This window comes from uncultured Sphaerotilus sp., from assembly GCF_963924895.1.
Lineage (GTDB): Bacteria > Pseudomonadota > Gammaproteobacteria > Burkholderiales > Burkholderiaceae_C > Sphaerotilus.
Map to the genome: position 1 here is coordinate 86,638 of NZ_CAWURG010000002.1, position 16,708 is coordinate 103,345.

The 16,708-nt window shown below is 68.4% G+C and carries 10 protein-coding genes and 1 pseudogene; 6 read left to right on the forward strand and 5 right to left on the reverse strand.

Features of this window, described 5'->3' with window-relative positions; genetic code table 11:
• Window positions 1-29: 29 nt before the first annotated feature.
• The gene (locus AABN02_RS00630; protein ID WP_338412987.1) at window positions 30-1,304 is read right to left on the reverse strand and encodes a type IV pili methyl-accepting chemotaxis transducer N-terminal domain-containing protein; all 1,275 of its coding nucleotides are present in this window, start codon (window positions 1,302-1,304) and stop codon (window positions 30-32) included.
• A 265-nt stretch (window positions 1,305-1,569) separates the two neighbouring features.
• Between AABN02_RS00630 and AABN02_RS00635 the strand changes: the two genes are divergently transcribed.
• The gene (locus AABN02_RS00635; protein WP_338412988.1) at window positions 1,570-2,829 is read left to right on the forward strand and encodes an MFS transporter; all 1,260 of its coding nucleotides are present in this window, start codon (window positions 1,570-1,572) and stop codon (window positions 2,827-2,829) included.
• 5 nt (window positions 2,830-2,834) lie between these two features.
• On the opposite strand, the gene AABN02_RS00640 is transcribed toward AABN02_RS00635, so the two are convergent.
• Complete coding sequence (locus tag AABN02_RS00640) at window positions 2,835-4,559, reverse strand: bifunctional protein-serine/threonine kinase/phosphatase (protein WP_338412989.1); 1,725 nt, start codon at window positions 4,557-4,559, stop codon at window positions 2,835-2,837.
• An 89-nt stretch (window positions 4,560-4,648) separates the two neighbouring features.
• Here AABN02_RS00640 and nirB point away from each other — a divergent pair, with 89 nt between their 5' ends.
• From nirB to AABN02_RS00660, 4 genes and pseudogenes are all read left to right on the forward strand, one after another.
• Window positions 4,649-7,129 carry a nitrite reductase large subunit NirB gene (gene nirB, locus AABN02_RS00645; RefSeq protein ID WP_338412990.1) on the forward strand — a complete coding sequence of 827 codons (2,481 nt, stop codon included), beginning with the start codon at window positions 4,649-4,651 and terminating at the stop codon, window positions 7,127-7,129.
• Between the two features lie 71 nt (window positions 7,130-7,200).
• Window positions 7,201-7,548 carry a nitrite reductase small subunit NirD gene (gene nirD / locus AABN02_RS00650; RefSeq protein ID WP_338412991.1) on the forward strand — a complete coding sequence of 116 codons (348 nt, stop codon included), beginning with the start codon at window positions 7,201-7,203 and terminating at the stop codon, window positions 7,546-7,548.
• Window positions 7,549-7,582: 34 nt separating this feature from the next.
• Window positions 7,583-10,423 carry a molybdopterin-dependent oxidoreductase gene (locus AABN02_RS00655; protein WP_338412992.1) on the forward strand — a complete coding sequence of 947 codons (2,841 nt, stop codon included), beginning with the start codon at window positions 7,583-7,585 and terminating at the stop codon, window positions 10,421-10,423.
• Between the two features lie 47 nt (window positions 10,424-10,470).
• A pseudogene (locus AABN02_RS00660) lies at window positions 10,471-11,178 on the forward strand (YoaK family protein); the annotation flags it as partial.
• A gap of 99 nt (window positions 11,179-11,277) precedes the next feature.
• Here AABN02_RS00660 and AABN02_RS00665 read toward each other — a convergent pair.
• The 3 genes from AABN02_RS00665 to AABN02_RS00675 are packed head-to-tail and all read right to left on the reverse strand — an operon-like array spanning window position 11,278 to window position 15,803.
• Window positions 11,278-12,351: a TAXI family TRAP transporter solute-binding subunit gene (locus AABN02_RS00665; RefSeq protein ID WP_338412993.1), complete on the reverse strand. Its 1,074-nt coding sequence runs from the start codon at window positions 12,349-12,351 to the stop codon at window positions 11,278-11,280.
• 30 nt (window positions 12,352-12,381) lie between these two features.
• Window positions 12,382-12,768: a hypothetical protein gene (locus AABN02_RS00670; RefSeq protein WP_338412994.1), complete on the reverse strand. Its 387-nt coding sequence runs from the start codon at window positions 12,766-12,768 to the stop codon at window positions 12,382-12,384.
• A gap of 17 nt (window positions 12,769-12,785) precedes the next feature.
• A complete protein-coding gene (locus AABN02_RS00675) occupies window positions 12,786-15,803 on the reverse strand; it encodes a tubulin-like doman-containing protein (protein WP_338412995.1) in 3,018 nt (1,005 codons plus the stop codon).
• A gap of 30 nt (window positions 15,804-15,833) precedes the next feature.
• On the opposite strand from AABN02_RS00675, the gene AABN02_RS00680 reads away from it, so the two are divergent.
• A complete protein-coding gene (locus AABN02_RS00680) occupies window positions 15,834-16,652 on the forward strand; it encodes a transferase (protein WP_338412996.1) in 819 nt (272 codons plus the stop codon).
• Window positions 16,653-16,708: the final 56 nt, after the last annotated feature.

Sequence of the window (16,708 nt, forward strand, 5' to 3'; positions counted from 1 at the left end):
CGTGGACCGGGCGGTTCGGCCACACCGGATCAACCCATGAGCAGCTGCATGCTCTGTTCGTACTCGCGCGTCAGGCGGTCGAAGAGTTCGAGCAGCGCCTCGCTGGCCGCCGCCAGCGTGACCCGCGCGGCCGGCGTCGCCCCACCGCGCACGGCGGACAACAACTCCTGCCAGCGCAGATCGGCGGCGGCGGTGGCCTCGCGGATGCCCGGCGTCGACAGCGGAATGTCCTTCAGATACACCAGCCCGCGCTCGAACGCATCGGCCGTCGGCGCCAGTTCCACCGGCAGCGGCTCCGTCGCCGACAGCGCCGCACCCTGGCGCAGCAGCGCGAGCTTGGCCATTCGCTGCGCGAGCATGCGCTGGCGGCCGGAGACGTTGATGACGTGCAGCGTTGGCGCCAGCCCGGCGTTTTCGAGCGCCTGCGTCAGGCGGTCGGACAGCTCCAGCAGGCGCTCGGCGTCCTGGTCGATCACCGCGAGGCGGGTCGCGGACGGCGTACTGCCCAGACTCGCCTGCAGTTGCGTCCAGGTGGCCTGCACCGCGTCGATCAGGTCGCCGAAGGTCGGGCGTGACAGCGTGCGGTCCAGCAACTGCAGGCTCTGGTCGATCTGCGCGCCCGAGTCGGCCAGCAGCGCGCGCGAGCCGGCCGTCTCCACCCCCATCGCCGCCAGTGCATAGAGCTTGACGATGCGCTGCGACAACATGCGCAGCCGGCCGGCGCGGTTGATGGCGTCGGCGTAGTGCGCGGCGTCGATCACCTGCTGCGAGACCTGGCCGATGCGCTGCTTGGCGTGCATCGAGGCCGAGCGCAGCAACCGGAAGGCCTCGTCCTCGCTGACCTGGCGGGCGGTCATCAGGATGCCCTTGGCGCGGTCGACCAGCTTGCGTTCCTCGAAACGGCGCTTCAGGTCGCCCAGTTCCTCGCGCATCTGGCGCATCTGGCGGTGGCGCGCGACCGTGAACTGGATCAGCGGGCGCAGCCGGCCGGCCGCATAGCCATTGACGACCCAGCCGTCGATGCCCGCGGCCAGCGCCGCCTCCATCGTCTCGGCGCGCACGTCGCTGGTGAACACCAGCACGGGCACCGGCAGGGAGGCTTCCAGCAGACGGACCGCCTCGAACAGATCCTCGCCGGGATGGGGCTCCCAGACGATGACCAGATCCGGTGCATGGCGCACGGCCTCGCGCACCAGATTGGCGCATTGGGCGCGGGCGCAGACGAAGAGTCCGTTCGATTCGAGGTCGGCGACCAGCGTGGGGGCGTCGGGTGGCGCGGGAGCGATGGCGAGGATGTTGATCACGTCGGGGCGGGCCAGGTGGAGGCCTTGTTTCTTGTCATTGCATCTACTGAAGCACACCTCAGGCCAGCCAGGGGCATCCACCCATGGGCATGGCATCCGGGATGGACCGGCATCAGCTTCTTGTGGCACATATCGTGCTTATACAACGGCGGTCGCGCAGCAGCGACCACGCCGATCCACCGCACCATCGGCTCCGGACGCACCGCCGCGTCCGGTCCGCGCCAACTCCCGGCGCGCGCGCCACCTCTGCACAGGCTGACGCCCCATGTCCAACTTCAAGACCTTCCTGCAATCAGGACACTGGCCCACGCTGGCCGCGTCTTTCCTCTACTTCGATTTCTGCTTCGCGATCTGGGTGCTCAACGGCGCGATGGGTCCGTTCATCAGCGAGTCCTTCGGACTGAATGCGGCGCAGAAGGGCTTCATGATCTCGGTGCCCATCCTGGCCGGCGCGCTGATGCGCTTCCCGCTGGGCGTGCTGTCGCAATACATCGGCCGCAAGAACGCGGCGATGGTCGAGATGGGCCTGATCATCTGCGCGCTGGTGTTCGGCTACACCATGGTCGACACCTACGACGAGGTGCTGACCATGGGGGTGCTGCTGGGCATCGCTGGCGCGAGCTTCGGTGTCGCGCTGTCGCTGGGCTCGGGCTGGTTCCCGCCGAAGTACAAGGGTCTGGCGATGGGCATTGCCGGTGCCGGCAACTCGGGCACCGTGCTGGCCGTGCTGTTCGCGCCGCCGCTGGCCATGAAGTACGGCTGGCAGACCGTCTACGGCCTGGCCGCCTGCACGATGCTGCTGCCCATGCTGGTGATGTGGTTCGCCGCCAAGGAGCCGCCGGACCGCGAGCACCAGACCTTCCGCGAGCACATCTCCTGCCTGTTCGAGAAAGACGGCTGGTCCTTCAGCCTGATCTACATTGTCACCTTCGGCGGCTTCATCGGCCTCGCCAGCTTCCTGCCGACCTACTTCCACGACCAGTTCAAGGTCACCAAGGTCGAAGCCGGCCAGCTCACCATGCTGGCCACGCTGATGGGCTCGGGCGTGCGCGTGCTCGGCGGCTACATCTCCGACCGCATCGGCGGCATCAACACCCTGTCCGGCGTGCTGGTGCTGGTGGCGATCACGCTGCTGATGTGCGGATTTGCCGGCTCGTCGCTGGTGGTGACGACGCTGCTGTTCATGCTGTGCTTCGCGGCGCTGGGTGCCGGCAATGGCGCGCTGTTCCAGCTCGTGCCGCTGCGCTGGCCGCTGGCCACCGCCGTGGCCGGCTCGATGATCGGTGAGGTCGGCGCGCTCGGTGGCGGCTTCCTGCCGAACGCGATGGGCCTGTCCAAGCAGTACACCAACTCCTACCTGTGGGGCTTCGTGGCCTTCACGGCGCTGGCGCTGGTCATGCTCGCGATGTTGCGCATCGTGCAGATCCGCTGGACCCGCACCTGGGCCGAAAAGGGTGGCCGCGCCCGCAGCACGCCGACCAGCGTCGGCTCGTCAGGCACAGGCTCCCGCGCCTTCAGCCGCTGAACGGTTCACCCCTTCGGCAGGAACAGCAGCCAGACCACCAGCAGGACATTGAAGCCCAGCGAGATCAGGCAGGCCACCTTCCACAGCAGCGCCGGGTCGCGCACCGCCAGCGGTGTGCCGCCCGGCGCATGCAATGGCCGGGATGCCCCCCGCTCCAGCGCCAGCGCGAATTCCTCGGCCGTCTCGAAACGCTGCCGCGGATCGCGTGCCACCGCCTTGAGCACGACATGGTCCAGCCAGATCGGCACCTCCGGGTGCATCCGCGACGGCGGCACCGGATCGCGCCGGAAGCGCCCGGTCTGCCAGGGCTCGACCTCGCCGTAGGGCAGCTTGCCGGTAAGCCACTGGTAGAGCGTCACGCCCAGCGCGAAGAGGTCGCTGCCGGCATCGGCGGGGTGGCCGTGGTCGCCGTCCCACTGCTCGGGGTTCATGTAGCTCGGGGTGCCGGCGTGCAGGCTGCGGGTGGACGCCGGCTCGCGCCCGGACACCGCCACACCGAGGTCGAGGACGCGCCACTGGCCATCGTCGCCCAGGTGGAGGTTGCCGGGCTTGATGTCGCGGTGAATCACACCAAGTCGGTGCATTCGCCCCAGCGCACGCGCCACGGACAGGCCGCCATGCACCACTTCGGTGATGTTCAGGGGGTGCTCGCCCGCCAGCTGCTGCTCCAGGGTGTGGCCGCTGTGCCAGTCGAACACCATGTAGAAGGCACTCGGGTCCGGCACTTCGCGCACGCGGACGAAGCCCTGCCCTTCGCGCTCGGTGACACGCAGGCCGAGCCACGCCTCGTGGGCCAGCATGGCGCGCTCCTCGCGGTCGCTCGCCCGGGACTCGTGCAGCGTCTTCAGGGCCACCAGCGCGCGGCTGGCGGTGTCGCGGGCCTGGTAGAGGCGGTGCACGCCGGTGTCGGCGACCAGGGCGGTGATGGTGTAGCCGTCCAGCACATCGCCCACCTTCATGCGCGGCGGCACGGGCAGCTGGCGGGCGCGGACCTGGCTGTCTTCCAGCCGCATCGCGGCCAGGCCCGTAACTTGCATGACCAATGCTGTGACGTTGTCCTGACTGCCTGCAGCCAGTGCCGCCTCCACCAGCGCCTCACTGGCGATCTGGGCGGGTGCGGCGGCCAGCAGGATCCGCAGGCGATCGGCCTGGAGCACACCATGCACACCATCGGAGGTGAGCACAAAGGTGTCGCCGAGGTGCAGTTCGCCTTGCAGGTAGTCCACGCGCACGGTGTGATCGAGGCCGATCGCCCGTGTGAGCTGGCTGCGGAAGTCGGGATGATCGAGTGCATGGTCCTGGGTGAGCTGTTGCAGCTCACCGCGGCGCAGCAGCCAGGCCCGGGTATCGCCAACGTGGGCGAGTGTCCAGGTCTGACCCTGCAGCGCCAGCGCCGTGAGGGTGGTGAGCGCCGCGCGGCGTTCGTTGCCCGCACCGCGGCGACGTTGGTTGTGGTCGGCGAGCCAGGCGTTCTGGGCGCCGATGAGACGGTCAAGGACGACCGTCGTTTCCCAGGTGGCCGGTGCGGCATGGAAATCCTGCACCAGGCTCATCACCGTGGTCTGCGCGGCTTCGCGTCCCAGGCCGCCCGTCGACACACCGTCGGCGACGGCGGCGATCAGACCCCGGCCCGGCTCGTGCGCATCGGCGCGCATGACTGCCGCGAAATCCTCGTTGTGTTCCCGCAATCCGCAGGCGCTGGTGTGGCCAATGTCGACATCGAAGCTCATCGCTCGGCATTGTGGACCAAACAACGCTCTACGCCATTCAATTTGAATACCCGGTTTAACTGGTTTGACTGATTCCTGAGGAGCCCGCGATGCAGAAGATGAAACTCGTGATGGTCGGCAACGGCATGGCCGGCGTGCGCACGCTGGAAGAGCTGCTGAAGATCGCCCCCGATCTCTACGACATCACCGTGTTCGGCGCCGAGCCGCACCCCAACTACAACCGCATCCTGCTCAGCCCCGTGCTGGCCGGCGAGCAGACGATCGACGAGATCATCCTCAACCCGCTGAGCTGGTACGCGGACAACGGCATCACGCTGCACCTCGGGACCAAGGTCACCGACGTGCACCGCGCCCGCCGCACCGTCACCGGCGTCAACGCCCAGGGCGAGACGGTCACGGCCGACTACGACCGCCTGCTGATCGCCACCGGCTCGAACCCCTTCATCCTGCCCGTGCCCGGCAAGGACCTGGAGGGCGTGATCGCCTACCGCGACATCGCCGACACGAACACCATGATCGAGACGGCGAAGACGCACCAGCACGCCGTCGTCATCGGCGGCGGCCTGCTCGGGCTGGAAGCGGCCAACGGGCTGATGCTGCGCGGGATGCAGGTCACGGTGGTGCACATCTCCGACTGGCTGATGGAGCGCCAGCTGGACAACGTCGCCGGCAAGCTGCTGCAGAAGTCGCTGCAGGACCGGGGCTTGAAGTTCGAGATGGGCGCGCAGACCGCCGCCCTGATCGGCGACCAGGACGAGGGCACCGGCGGGCGCGTGCTGGCCGTGAAGTTCAAGGACGGCCGCGAAATCCCGGCCGATCTGGTGGTGATGGCCGCCGGCATCCGCCCCAACACCGATCTGGCCAAGCAGATGGGCCTGCTGTGCGACCACGGCGGGCGCGGCGGCATCGTCGTCACCGACACGCTGCAGACCGTCACCGACGCGCGCATCTACTCGATCGGCGAGTGCGCCAGCCACCGCGGCATCGCCTACGGCCTGGTCGCGCCGCTGTTCGAGCAGGGCAAGGTCTGCGCCACGCACCTGGCCGAGTTCGGCATCGGCCGCTACACCGGCAGCCAGACCAGCACCAAGCTCAAGGTCACCGGCATCGACCTGTTCTCGGCCGGCAACTTCACCGGCGGCGAGGGCTGCGAGGAAATCCTGCTGTCGGACCCGGTCGGTGGCGTCTACAAGAAGCTGGTGATCCAGGACGACAAGCTGATCGGCGCCTGCCTGTACGGCGACACGGTGGACGGCAGCTGGTACTTCAAGCTGCTGCGCGAAGGCCGCAAGATCCACGACATCCGCGACCGGCTGATGTTCGGCGAATCCAACATCGGCGACGTGGGCCATGAAGGCCACAACAAGGCCGCCGCGATGGCCGACACGGACGAGGTCTGCGGCTGCAATGGCGTCAACAAGGGCGCCATCTGCAAGGCGATCAAGGACAAGGGCCTGTTCACGCTGGACGAGGTGCGCAAGCACACCAAGGCGAGTGCTTCGTGCGGCTCGTGCACCGGGCTGGTCGAGCAGCTGCTGATGTTCACGGCCGGCGGCGACTACAGCGCCACGCCGAAGAAGAAGGCGATGTGCGGCTGCACCGACCTGAGCCACCAGGACGTGCGCGACGGGATCCGCAAGGAGCACCTGGTCAGCCACGCCGGCCCGAACGGCGTCTACCAGCGCCTCGGCTGGAAGACGCCGAACGGCTGCACCTCCTGCCGCCCCGCGATCAACTACTACCTGCTCAGCACCTGGCCCAAGGAAGCGCTGGACGATCCGCAGAGCCGCTTCATCAACGAGCGCAGCCACGCCAACATCCAGAAGAACGGCACCTATTCCGTCATCCCGCGCATGTGGGGCGGCGAGACGACGGCGGCCGACCTGCGCCGCATCGCCGACGTGGCCGACAAGTACGCCATCCCGACCGTCAAGGTCACCGGCGGCCAGCGCATCGACCTGCTGGGCGTGAAGAAGGAAGACCTGCAGGGCGTGTGGGCCGATCTGGGGATGCCGTCCGGGTTTGCGTATGCCAAGTCGCTGCGCACGGTGAAGACCTGCGTCGGCAGCGAGTGGTGCCGCTTCGGCACGCAGGACTCCACCCAGATGGGCAAGGACCTGGAGCGGGCGCTGTGGGCCATGTACTCGCCGCACAAGGTGAAGCTGGCCGTCTCGGGCTGCCCGCGCAACTGCGCGGAAGCCGGCACCAAGGATGTCGGCATCATCGGCGTGGACTCCGGCTGGGAGCTGTACGTCGGCGGCAACGGCGGCATCAAGACCGAGGTGGCGCAGTTCTTCGTCAAGGTGAAGACACCCGCCGAGGTGCTGGAGCACGCCGGCGCCTTCCTGCAGCTCTACCGCGAGGAAGGCTGGTACCTGGAGCGCACCGTGCACTACATCGACCGCGTGGGACTCGACTACGTCAAGGCCAAGGTGATCGACAACGCCGAGCTGCGCCGGGAGCTGTGGGAGCGGCTGCAGTTCGCGCTGGATGGGGCGGCGGATCCGTGGCTGGAGTCGGCCAAGGCACATGTCGACACGCGGCAGTTCGCGCCGGTGGCGGTGTCCTGAGAGCTGCGCGTGTGTGGATCCCCGCCTGCGCGGGGATGACGGAATGAATGCTGTATTCGAGGCTTTTTGACATGACTGACTGGACATCCATCTGCACCGTTGACGACATCCCCGTGCTGGGCGCCCGCCGCGTGGCGCGACCCGGCTCGTGCGACGTCGCCGTCTTCCGCAACAGCGAGGACAAGGTCTTCGCGCTGCTCGACCGCTGCCCGCACAAGGGCGGCCCGCTGAGCCAGGGCATCGTCTTCGGCGAGAGCGTCGCCTGCCCGCTGCACAACTGGACCATCGGGCTGGACAGCGGCTGCGCCAAGGCGCCGGACGAGGGCTGCACGCCGCGCTTCGCGGTGCAGGTGGTCGACGGGCAGGTCTTCCTCGACGCGGCAGAGCTGAACAGCATCGCCATCGGCGCACTCGCCTGAGACGGCAGCACCGCACCCGCACAAAGGCCCGTCGATGACCATGCCCCTGCCCACGACCGACACCCGGTCCACCTGCCCCTACTGCGGCGTCGGCTGCGGCGTGATCATCGAGTCCGACGGGACGCAGATCACGGGCGTGCGCGGCGACCCGGACCACCCGGCCAACTTCGGCCGACTCTGCACCAAGGGCAGCACGCTGCACCTGACCGCCAGCGCGCCGGTGACGATGGCGACCCGGCTGCTGCAACCGCGCCTGCGCCGTGACCGCAGCCAGCGCGGCGGGCCGACCGAGGTGATCGACTGGACATCCGCGCTCGACCTCGCCGCCGACCGGCTGGCCGAGATCGTGCGCCGGGATGGTCCGGACGCACTCGGCCTCTACCTCTCCGGCCAACTGCTGACCGAGGACTACTACGTCTTCAACAAGCTCGCCAAGGGCCTGCTCGGCACCAACAACGTCGACACCAACTCGCGGCTGTGCATGTCCAGCGCGGTGGCCGGCTACAAGCGCACGCTCGGCGCCGACGCCCCGCCCTGCAGCTACGAGGACTTCGCCCACGCCGACACCGTCTTCATCAGCGGCAGCAACACCGCCTGGGCGCACCCGGTGCTGTTCCGCCGGCTGGAGGACGCCCGCAAGGCCAAGCCGGACCAGCGCTGGATCGTCGTCGACGTGCGCCGCACCGAGACGGCCGAGACGGCGGACCTGTTCCTGCAAATCCAGCCCGGCACCGACGTGGCGCTCTACCACGGCATGCTGCACGTCATGCTGTGGGAAGGGCTGACCGACGCCGCCTACATCGCCGCGCACACGAGCGGTTTCGACGCACTGCGCGACACCGTGCGGGCATGGACGCCGAAGGAAGCGGCCCGCGTCTGCGGCATCCGGGAAGAGGACCTCGTGCAGGCGGCCCGCTGGTTCGCGCAGAGCGACCGGCGTGGAAGCGGCACCACCCTGTCGCTCTACTGCCAGGGCCTCAACCAGAGCGCCGCCGGCACCGACAAGAACGCTGCGCTGATCAATCTGCACCTGGCGACCGGCCAGATCGGCAAGCCCGGCGCCGGCCCCTTCTCGCTCACCGGCCAGCCCAACGCGATGGGCGGGCGCGAGGTGGGCGGGCTGTCCAACCTGATGAGCGGCCACCGCGACCTGGGCAACGCCACACACCGCGCCGAAGTCGCCAGCCTCTGGGGCGTGGCCGATGTGCCGGCGGCGCCCGGCAAGAGCGCCATCGAGATGTTCCAGGCCGCGGCCGACGGGCAGATCAAGGCGCTGTGGATCGTCTGCACCAATCCGGCACAGTCGATTCCCGACCAGGCGATGGTGCGCCGCGCGCTGGAGCGGGCCGAGTTCGTCATCGTCCAGGAGGCGTTTTCGACCACCGCGACTGCCGCCTATGCCGACCTGCTGCTGCCGGCAACCACCTGGGGCGAGAAGGTCGGCTCGGTCACCAACTCCGAGCGCCGCATCAGCCTCGTGCGCCCCGCGGTGAAGGCGCCGGGCAGCACGCGCCACGACTGGCAGATCGCCGTCGACATCGCCCGCCGGCTGGAAGCCCACCTGCCCGAGCGGCTGAACGGCCAGACCACCCTCTTCCCCTATGACACGGCCGAGTCGGTGTGGAACGAGCACCGCGAAAGCACCCGCGGCCGCGATCTCGACATCACCGGCCTGAGCTTCGACCTGATCGAGCGCCTCGGCCCCCAGCAATGGCCGATGCCCGAAGGTGCCACCGCCGGCAAGGCGCGCCTCTACGAGGACGGCGTCTTCCCGACCGACGACGGCCGCGCCCGCTTCAGCGCCGCCGAGTTCCGTCCGGTGGCCGAGCCGCGCGACGCCCGCTACCCCTTCTCGCTGACCACCGGCCGCCTGCGTGACCAGTGGCACGGCATGAGCCGCACCGGCACGCTCGGCCGCCTGTTCGGCCACATCGCCGAGCCGGTGGTCGAGATGCACCCGACCGACGTGGCGCGGCGCGGCCTGCAGGATGGCGCGCTGGTCGAAGTCCGTTCGCGGCGCGGCAGTCTGGTGCTGCCGATCCAGAGCACCGACAAGGTCGCACCGACGCAGGTCGCGATCCCGATGCACTGGGGCGAGGAAGTGCTCGGTGGCACCGATGACAAGGGCGTGGCACGCCTGGGCATCAACGGCGTGACCCTGCCGACCTACTGCCCGACCTCGAAGCAGCCCGAGCTGAAGCACACCGCCGTGCGCATCGAGGCGGTGAAGCTGCCGTGGCGGATGCTGGGGCTGGCGTGGCTGCCGCAGGAAGAAGCGCTGAAGGCCCGCGAGGCGCTCAAGGCGCTGATGCCGCAGTTCGGCTACGCGATGGTGCTGCCCTTCGGCCGCGAGCCGCACGCCGACGGGCTGGCCGGGCTGGTCTGGCGCGCGGCGGCTGCGGCGCCGATGCCGGAGGAGCTGGTCAAGCAGATCGAGGCGCTGCTCGGCCTGTCCGGCAGCGACACGCTGGTCTACCACGACCGCCAGCGTGGCCAGTACCGCGCCGTGCAGATGCAGAACGTGGGCGCCGACCGGCTGCTGCGCGGCGTGCTGCTGGCTGGCGACACGCGGGCCGAATCGTGGATCCGGACACTGCTGCAGGACGAGTTGCCTGCGCAGTCCTATGGCCGCGCCCTGCTCGCCGGCAGTCCGACCGCGCCCGTGCCGGTGCAGGACAAGGGCCAGCAGGTCTGCACCTGCTTCAACGTCACCGAGCCGCAGATCGTGCAGGTGCTCGCACGCTGCCAAGGCAGCGTCGAAGAGCGCATGGCCACGCTACAGGGCGAGCTGAAGTGCGGCACCAACTGCGGCTCCTGCCTGCCGGTGCTGCGGGGCCTGGCCAAGGCGTCGGTGGGCACGGCCACGGCCTTGTGACGCGGGGGGCATGGCGAGGGCGTCGGTTACAGTGACCGGCTCCCACCATGCCCTTCCAGTTCCTCCAGCGCCTGACCGGCCGCGACCGCACCCGCACCGCCAACCGGCAACTCGGCGGCGTGCTGGCCTTCGTTGCCGGGGCGGTCAATGCGGGCGGCTTCCTGGCCGTGGCCCGCTACACCTCGCACATGAGCGGGATCATCTCCGGCATCGCCGACGACCTCGCACTGGGCAGCATCGGGCTGGCGCTGGCGGGGCTGGTGGCCCTGGGCGCCTTCGTCTCGGGTGCCGCCTGCACCTCGCTGCTGATCAACTGGGGCCGCCACCGCCAGCTCCAGGGCAAGTACGCGCTGGCGCTGCTGCTGGAGGCCGGCCTGCTGCTGCTGTTCGGCCTGCTCGGCGCCAACCTGCACAACTTCCAGGCCCTGCTGGTGCCGACCACGGTGCTGCTGCTGTGTTTCATCATGGGCCTGCAGAACGCCATCATCACCAAGATCTCGAACGCCGAGATCCGCACCACGCACATGACCGGCGTGGTCACCGACCTGGGCATCGAGCTGGGCCGCCTGCTCTACTGGAACGGCCAGCGCGACGCGGACGATCCGATGTACGTGCGCGCGAACCGCGACAAGCTGTGGATCCACGCCACGGTGCTGGGGCTGTTCTTCAGCGGCGGCATCGTGGGCGCGCTGGCCTTCCGGTCGCTGGGCTTCTCGGCCACGATTCCGCTGGCGGCGCTGCTGGCGGTGATGGCCCTGCCGGGGCTGGCCGGGGATCTGCAGCGCATCACCCAGGCCCGCCCTCCACGCTGAATCCTGCCCGACGCGTGAGCGGGCTCGCCAGTCAAGCCTGGGTCAGCACAGCTTCAGCAGCGCCCGCTCGGGCGTGCAGGCCGGGGCGACCGGCTTGCCCCCTCGGCAGGACGACAGGATCGACTGCGTCACGCTGTAGTACTGCCAGCCGGCCTTCAGTGGCTCCAGCGCCGGGTGTTCCGGACTCCAGCCGACCTGTTTCCATTTGGGGTGGCCCTGGCTGACCAGCCGACCATAGTTTTCGCACAGGGATCTGGCAAACCCGCCGATCGCCTGCCGGTTGAATTCCTGCGGGTAATCGTAGGTGATCAGATACGCCTTGACGCTGAGTGTCGGCACATTGGCAGACAGCCAGCCATAACTCTGCTGGCTGATCTCGGTCGGGTAATACACCTCCAGGGCTTTTTTCAGCGCTGGCTGGTCCGGACGCAGGGCGAGCAGGCGGTAATGCTTGCGGCCGAGTTCGGCCTCCACGGCGAGTTGTGAAATCGGCTGGCCGGCGACGAATACCACGGCGTCGATCTTGCCGTCGCGGTCGAGCAGGCTGTTGAGCGCCTGCTTGTAATCCACCACCGATTCGACCCGGTTGGGCCGCTCGCCGTCGAACATCAGTCCGTACAGCGTCGTCAGCGACAGTGCCGAGCCGCTGCCATCAGGCCCCATGAACATCTTCTTGCCGCGCAATTCGTCGATGTACTTCAGGGGTGAATCGGCTGGCACGACGAAGTGCATCTCCTCCCGGTACAGCGGCAACACCACCCGCAGTGGCCTGATCAGGTCCTGCGCTTCCTTGTCGCCCTGCTCGGCCAGCCGGACATAGGCCTGGTACACGTCGGACTGCACCAGCGCGAACTTGACCTTCTCGCGGTAGCGCATGTCCCTGACGTTCTGCACCGAGCCGGCCGAGTTGAGCACTTCCAGCGACACGTTGGCGCCGGGGGCCACCATCGAAGCCAGGTTCTGGCCGAACGTGAAATAGGTGCCGGTGGGACCACCGGTGACGATGCGGTACTCGACGGCCGGCGCCGCCTCCACGGCGCTGCCGATCACGACCAGCGCCGCTGCGACCAGGCCACGCAGGCTCCGCGATCCGAATGAAGACCGGATTGAGTTCATGACAAGTTCTTCCATCGCAAGGAATTCGATTCAATCGCAGAGCTTGAGGCGCCGACGCACGTCATCGTTCGATCCGCAAGGCGGCAGGCGGTCGGCAGGCTGGGCGGACGGCTCTGCAGGGACCACCGGCTTGACCAGGGGCGGTGGCGGTGGGGCGACCTGCGGCGTGGGCATGGGCTCCACCACCGAGGCTGGCACCGGTTCAACCGCCGCTTCCCGCGTCGAATACATCCACCAGCCCGCACCCGCCAATGCCGCCAGCAGCAGCCCCCCCACCACCAGCCCCGCTACCGGCGGCCCCTTGCGCGGCGTGTAGTCGAGCAGGGATTTGTGGCATTCCGGGCAGACGAAGTCCTCGCCGACACCGATTTCCAGCACCTTTTGCTGATTGGCATTGCTGCAGTTGCCCACATTCATGCACAGGCCACTTTTCATCACGATCCAGTCTCCTCACCTTTGAGCAGGCGCACCGCCTGTTTGCCCGCATCCAGAAACCGCAGATACAGCGGATCCCGCAGGTTGTCGCCGCAGTCGGCCCGCACCTTCTCGACCGCCCCGAGCACCGCCTTCTGCAGCACCGCCCGCTGGTCACGGTGGCGCCACTCCGGCCCGGCCAGCGCCTGCGTCACCATGGTGCGCACGCTGTTGAGCTTGAGCGCGTCCATCGCCTCGGCCGAGGTGGTCAGGTTCTTGCCCAGCAGCACCGGCGCGTTGTCGAAGCCGTCCTCGTCCTTGGACAGCAGCAGCACCTCGGGCTGGCCGGTCTGCGGATGGACCGTCTCGCGGATGAAACCCAGCGCGTGCGCCAGCAGCACCTGCGGCAAACCATCGCGGCGCAAATCCTCCTGGCTCGCCACGTAAAGCGGCGGGAAGGTCGAGGCGTCGCCCTCGGTGTGCAGTTCCAGGTTGATGCGCTGCGGGTTGCCCGAGGCCAGCCGCCGCTGGTAGCGCTCGCGCAGATGGGCCAGCGGCTTCAGGTAGCGCAGCGGGAACAGATTGACGATCGCCACCAGCGTGATCTCGTTCGTGCGCCCATCCGCCTCGATCACCTCGACATCGCCGGAATGGGCTTCGAGGAAATCCTTCTTCAGCGCGGCGACAAACTCGGGGTGCGTAGCCGTTTTCGGGACCATGACGGTCAGCTTGGACACCGCCGTCGGGGCGCCCTGGGGGATGCCGGGGGCCATGCGCTGCATTTCCAGCGGCTCGAAGCGCATGAAGACCCCCGCCTGCCGCACCAGCTCGGTCACCCAGGTCCGACGCGCCTGCGGGTCGGCGGCGAAACGCTCGGCCAGCCGCTCGATGATCGACACGCCCAGCACCCGCACTGGCGCGTCCTTGATCAGCGCGGTGTGGGCAAGGCGGGCGTTCTGCTCGGAGGTTTTTTCCAATGCGTCGAGCAGGGTCGACAGAGGCACGCGCTGGTTGAAGGCGGCAAAGCTCGGCGTCTCCCCCAGCCGCTCGAACAGCACCGCACGCGCCCCGGTGGCCTGCGTGCGCTGCACCTCGACGTCCAGCGACATCGTCCGGGCGACGGCGCGCACCTTGGACGGGTCGTAGAAGCGGATCAGGTGGCGGCGCAGGTCGTTGCCATCGGCGTCCGCCTCGTTCAGGTGGTGGCCGAGCTTCTTGCCAAACCGTTCCAGCGCGGTCTGCACGGTGCTGGCGGCCTGATCGACTTCGAGCTTCAACTCGCTCAGCTCGGCCAGGATCTCCTGGAGCAGCACCTTGGCGCCGTTGAGGGCCACGGTGCGGGTACGGTTGACGTACAACTCCTGCAGGTAGACCGCGTGGCTGTCGAGCAGGCTGGCCGGCGTGCCCGCCATCTTGGCGATCAGGCTCATCTCGCTCCAGCGCTGGCTGTTCTGCTGCAAGCGGGCGGCGGCCTCGTCCTCGACGGCGCGGGCCTTGGCCAGCCGGTCTCCCAGCCCGTTCAGCCGCTCGTCCAGCAAGGCCATCGTCGCCACCAGCAGCCGCCCACACTCGTCCAGCCCGCGCGCGCCGATCCGCCACTCGTTGCACAGCTCCCGCTCGATGCGCCCGCGCACCTCCCGGGCGATCTCCTTGCGCGACTTGAGCTTGGTGTCAAAGAACGTCACCACCCCCAGGTCACGGAAATCCTCGTCCCAGCGCTTGCGACAAAAGCGCGCCAGTTCGTCCAGCCAGGTCGCGCGCTCCAGCCCGCGCACCACCGTCTTGAAATGGGGGATCACCGCCTCCCACTCCGCCACCATCGACTGCCATTTCGGCCGCTGCCCGTCACCGGCCAGGATCGGCACGTTCATCAGCAGGTGGTCGTCGTCGAGCGCCCAGCGGTGCAGCACGTCCTTCTGGCGCACGAAGGCGTTGAAATCCTGGCTGCGCGTCTCGGTGGCGAAGCCGAGCGTGTCCTGCCAGTTGTTGAACACCAGTTGCAGCAGCGCCTGCTGGGCAAAGCCGTAGCCGAGGAACTCGCTGATCTCTTCCTCGGGAATGGCCACCCGCTTGATGCCGAAGGACAGGAAGCGTTTCGAGCGTTCGCCGCGGTTGCTGCCGGGGGCGGTTTCGGGCGAGCCGTTGCCGTTCTCGGCGTTTTCCATGCGGCCGAGCGTGGGCCAGCCGACCTGCCGGGCACGCACGACTTTCTGGTACAGGAACTCGGCCACGATGCCCGGCAGATCCTTGTCCACATCCACCGTCAGCCCGTTGTCGTTCTCGTTGCCGAAGACGTAGCAGCCGTTGAACGGATCTCCCAGCGCCAGCCGTCCCTTGACCCCCTGGACGTCGTGCGGCTGCCAGGCGCCGGCCGACAGCGCGTTCAGCTCCAGCAGCGCGCTGTAGCCGTTGGCGTGGTAGTTGCCGGTGTCCCAGTTCTGCGGCGGGTAGGGATCGGGCAGCAGGGTGTAGACGAGGATGCGGTAACGCTTGGCGTCGGGGTAGAGGTCCCGCAGCTGCGCCACTGCGTCGATCACGCTGCCGCTGCCGGTGCCACCCGCCAGCCCGCACAGGACGTGGAAGGTGGTGTCCGTCTCGCCTGCGGCCTGCACGCGGCGCACCTGGTTCTGCAGCCGCTCGCGGTAGACATCGACCTTGCACGCGAACAGGAAGCGCCCGAGCCGGCGCTTCTGCCCGCCGAGCGTCACGCCGACGATGCTGTTGAGGATGTCGCGCCACTGCTCGCGGGCACCGATCCAGGGCTGGATGCCGGGATAGCTGTCGAGGTCGTCGAGCCGGGCGCCGAGGTTGGCGTCGGTGATGAGCAACTGGCTGGCCACCGGCAACTGCACCGACACGCCCAATGTTTTCCAGGTCGCGTCGTCCGGGGCCATCATCTCGCTGCTGGAATCGACATAGAGATAACCGAGCTGCATCCCCTCGGGCTGCTCCTTGCGAAACTCCTGGAAAACCAGCTTGCGAAACGCCCTGATGATTTTCCCGCCGGTGCCGCCGAGCCCGATGATCACATGATTCATGCCAGATATTCCCGTTAAAGCGAAGCGTCCATGTCCATTGTGCCCGACCCAATCCGCGCCGAACACAACGAGCCGCCAGCGGACGAGCACGTCCGCCCCTATGTCTACCAGGACCAGGCCCGCACCGTCCGCGCCCTGCACTTCTCGCTCAGCGAGATCCAGAGCCGCATGCGCATGGACGACCCCGACGGGCTGGACCTGGCCTACACGCAGCGGATGATGGGCTTCCTGCTGTGGCAGCCGCGACCGGCGAGCATCGCGCTGATCGGCCTGGGCGGCGGCTCGCTGGTGAAGTTCTGCCACCGGCACCTGCCGGGCAGCACGCTGCGGGTCGCCGAGATCAACCCGCACGTGATCGCGCTGCGCGACGACTTCGGCATCCCCCCAGACAGCGCCCGCCTGCGCGTGGTCTGCCAGGACGGCGCGGTGCTGGTGCGCGATCCGCCGCAGCGCTTCGACGTGCTGCTGGTGGACGGCTTCGACTGGGAGGGCCTGCCCGATGCGCTGTGCTCGCAGGCCTTCTACGACGACTGCGCGGGCGCACTGACCGACACCGGCTGGCTGGTGGCCAACCTGCCCAGCAGCGCCAGCCAGCCGCTGTTCGCCGTGCACGTGGCCCGCATCCGGCAGACCTTCGGCGCGGACGCGGTGCTGGTGGTCGGCGACGGGGAGCGGGGCACGAACAGCGTGGTGCTGGCCTGCCGCAACGCGCAGGCACTGCGGCGGCCGGGAATCAGTACACGGCGGCCGGCGGGGTTCGACGTGGGGGCTTGGGCGGCGCTGCAACCGGCGATGGACGCCGTGCGGGCAGCACTGGGGGCGCATCAGTCGGAGATCGGATTGGCTTGATCCTGGCATTGCACCGTGCGCATCTCGATTTCGGATTAAATACGGTGAATGGACCC

Coding starts and splice junctions, on each gene's coding strand:
- AABN02_RS00635 (WP_338412988.1), top strand. CDS start 1,570: ATGTCCAACTTCAAGACCTTCCTGCAATCAGGACACTGGCCCACGCTG.
- AABN02_RS00655 (WP_338412992.1), top strand. CDS start 7,583: ATGACCATGCCCCTGCCCACGACCGACACCCGGTCCACCTGCCCCTAC.
- nirB (WP_338412990.1), top strand. CDS start 4,649: ATGCAGAAGATGAAACTCGTGATGGTCGGCAACGGCATGGCCGGCGTG.
- AABN02_RS00640 (WP_338412989.1), bottom strand. CDS start 4,559: ATGAGCTTCGATGTCGACATTGGCCACACCAGCGCCTGCGGATTGCGG.
- AABN02_RS00675 (WP_338412995.1), bottom strand. CDS start 15,803: ATGAATCATGTGATCATCGGGCTCGGCGGCACCGGCGGGAAAATCATC.
- nirD (WP_338412991.1), top strand. CDS start 7,201: ATGACTGACTGGACATCCATCTGCACCGTTGACGACATCCCCGTGCTG.
- AABN02_RS00680 (WP_338412996.1), top strand. CDS start 15,834: ATGTCCATTGTGCCCGACCCAATCCGCGCCGAACACAACGAGCCGCCA.
- AABN02_RS00670 (WP_338412994.1), bottom strand. CDS start 12,768: ATGAATGTGGGCAACTGCAGCAATGCCAATCAGCAAAAGGTGCTGGAA.
- AABN02_RS00665 (WP_338412993.1), bottom strand. CDS start 12,351: ATGAACTCAATCCGGTCTTCATTCGGATCGCGGAGCCTGCGTGGCCTG.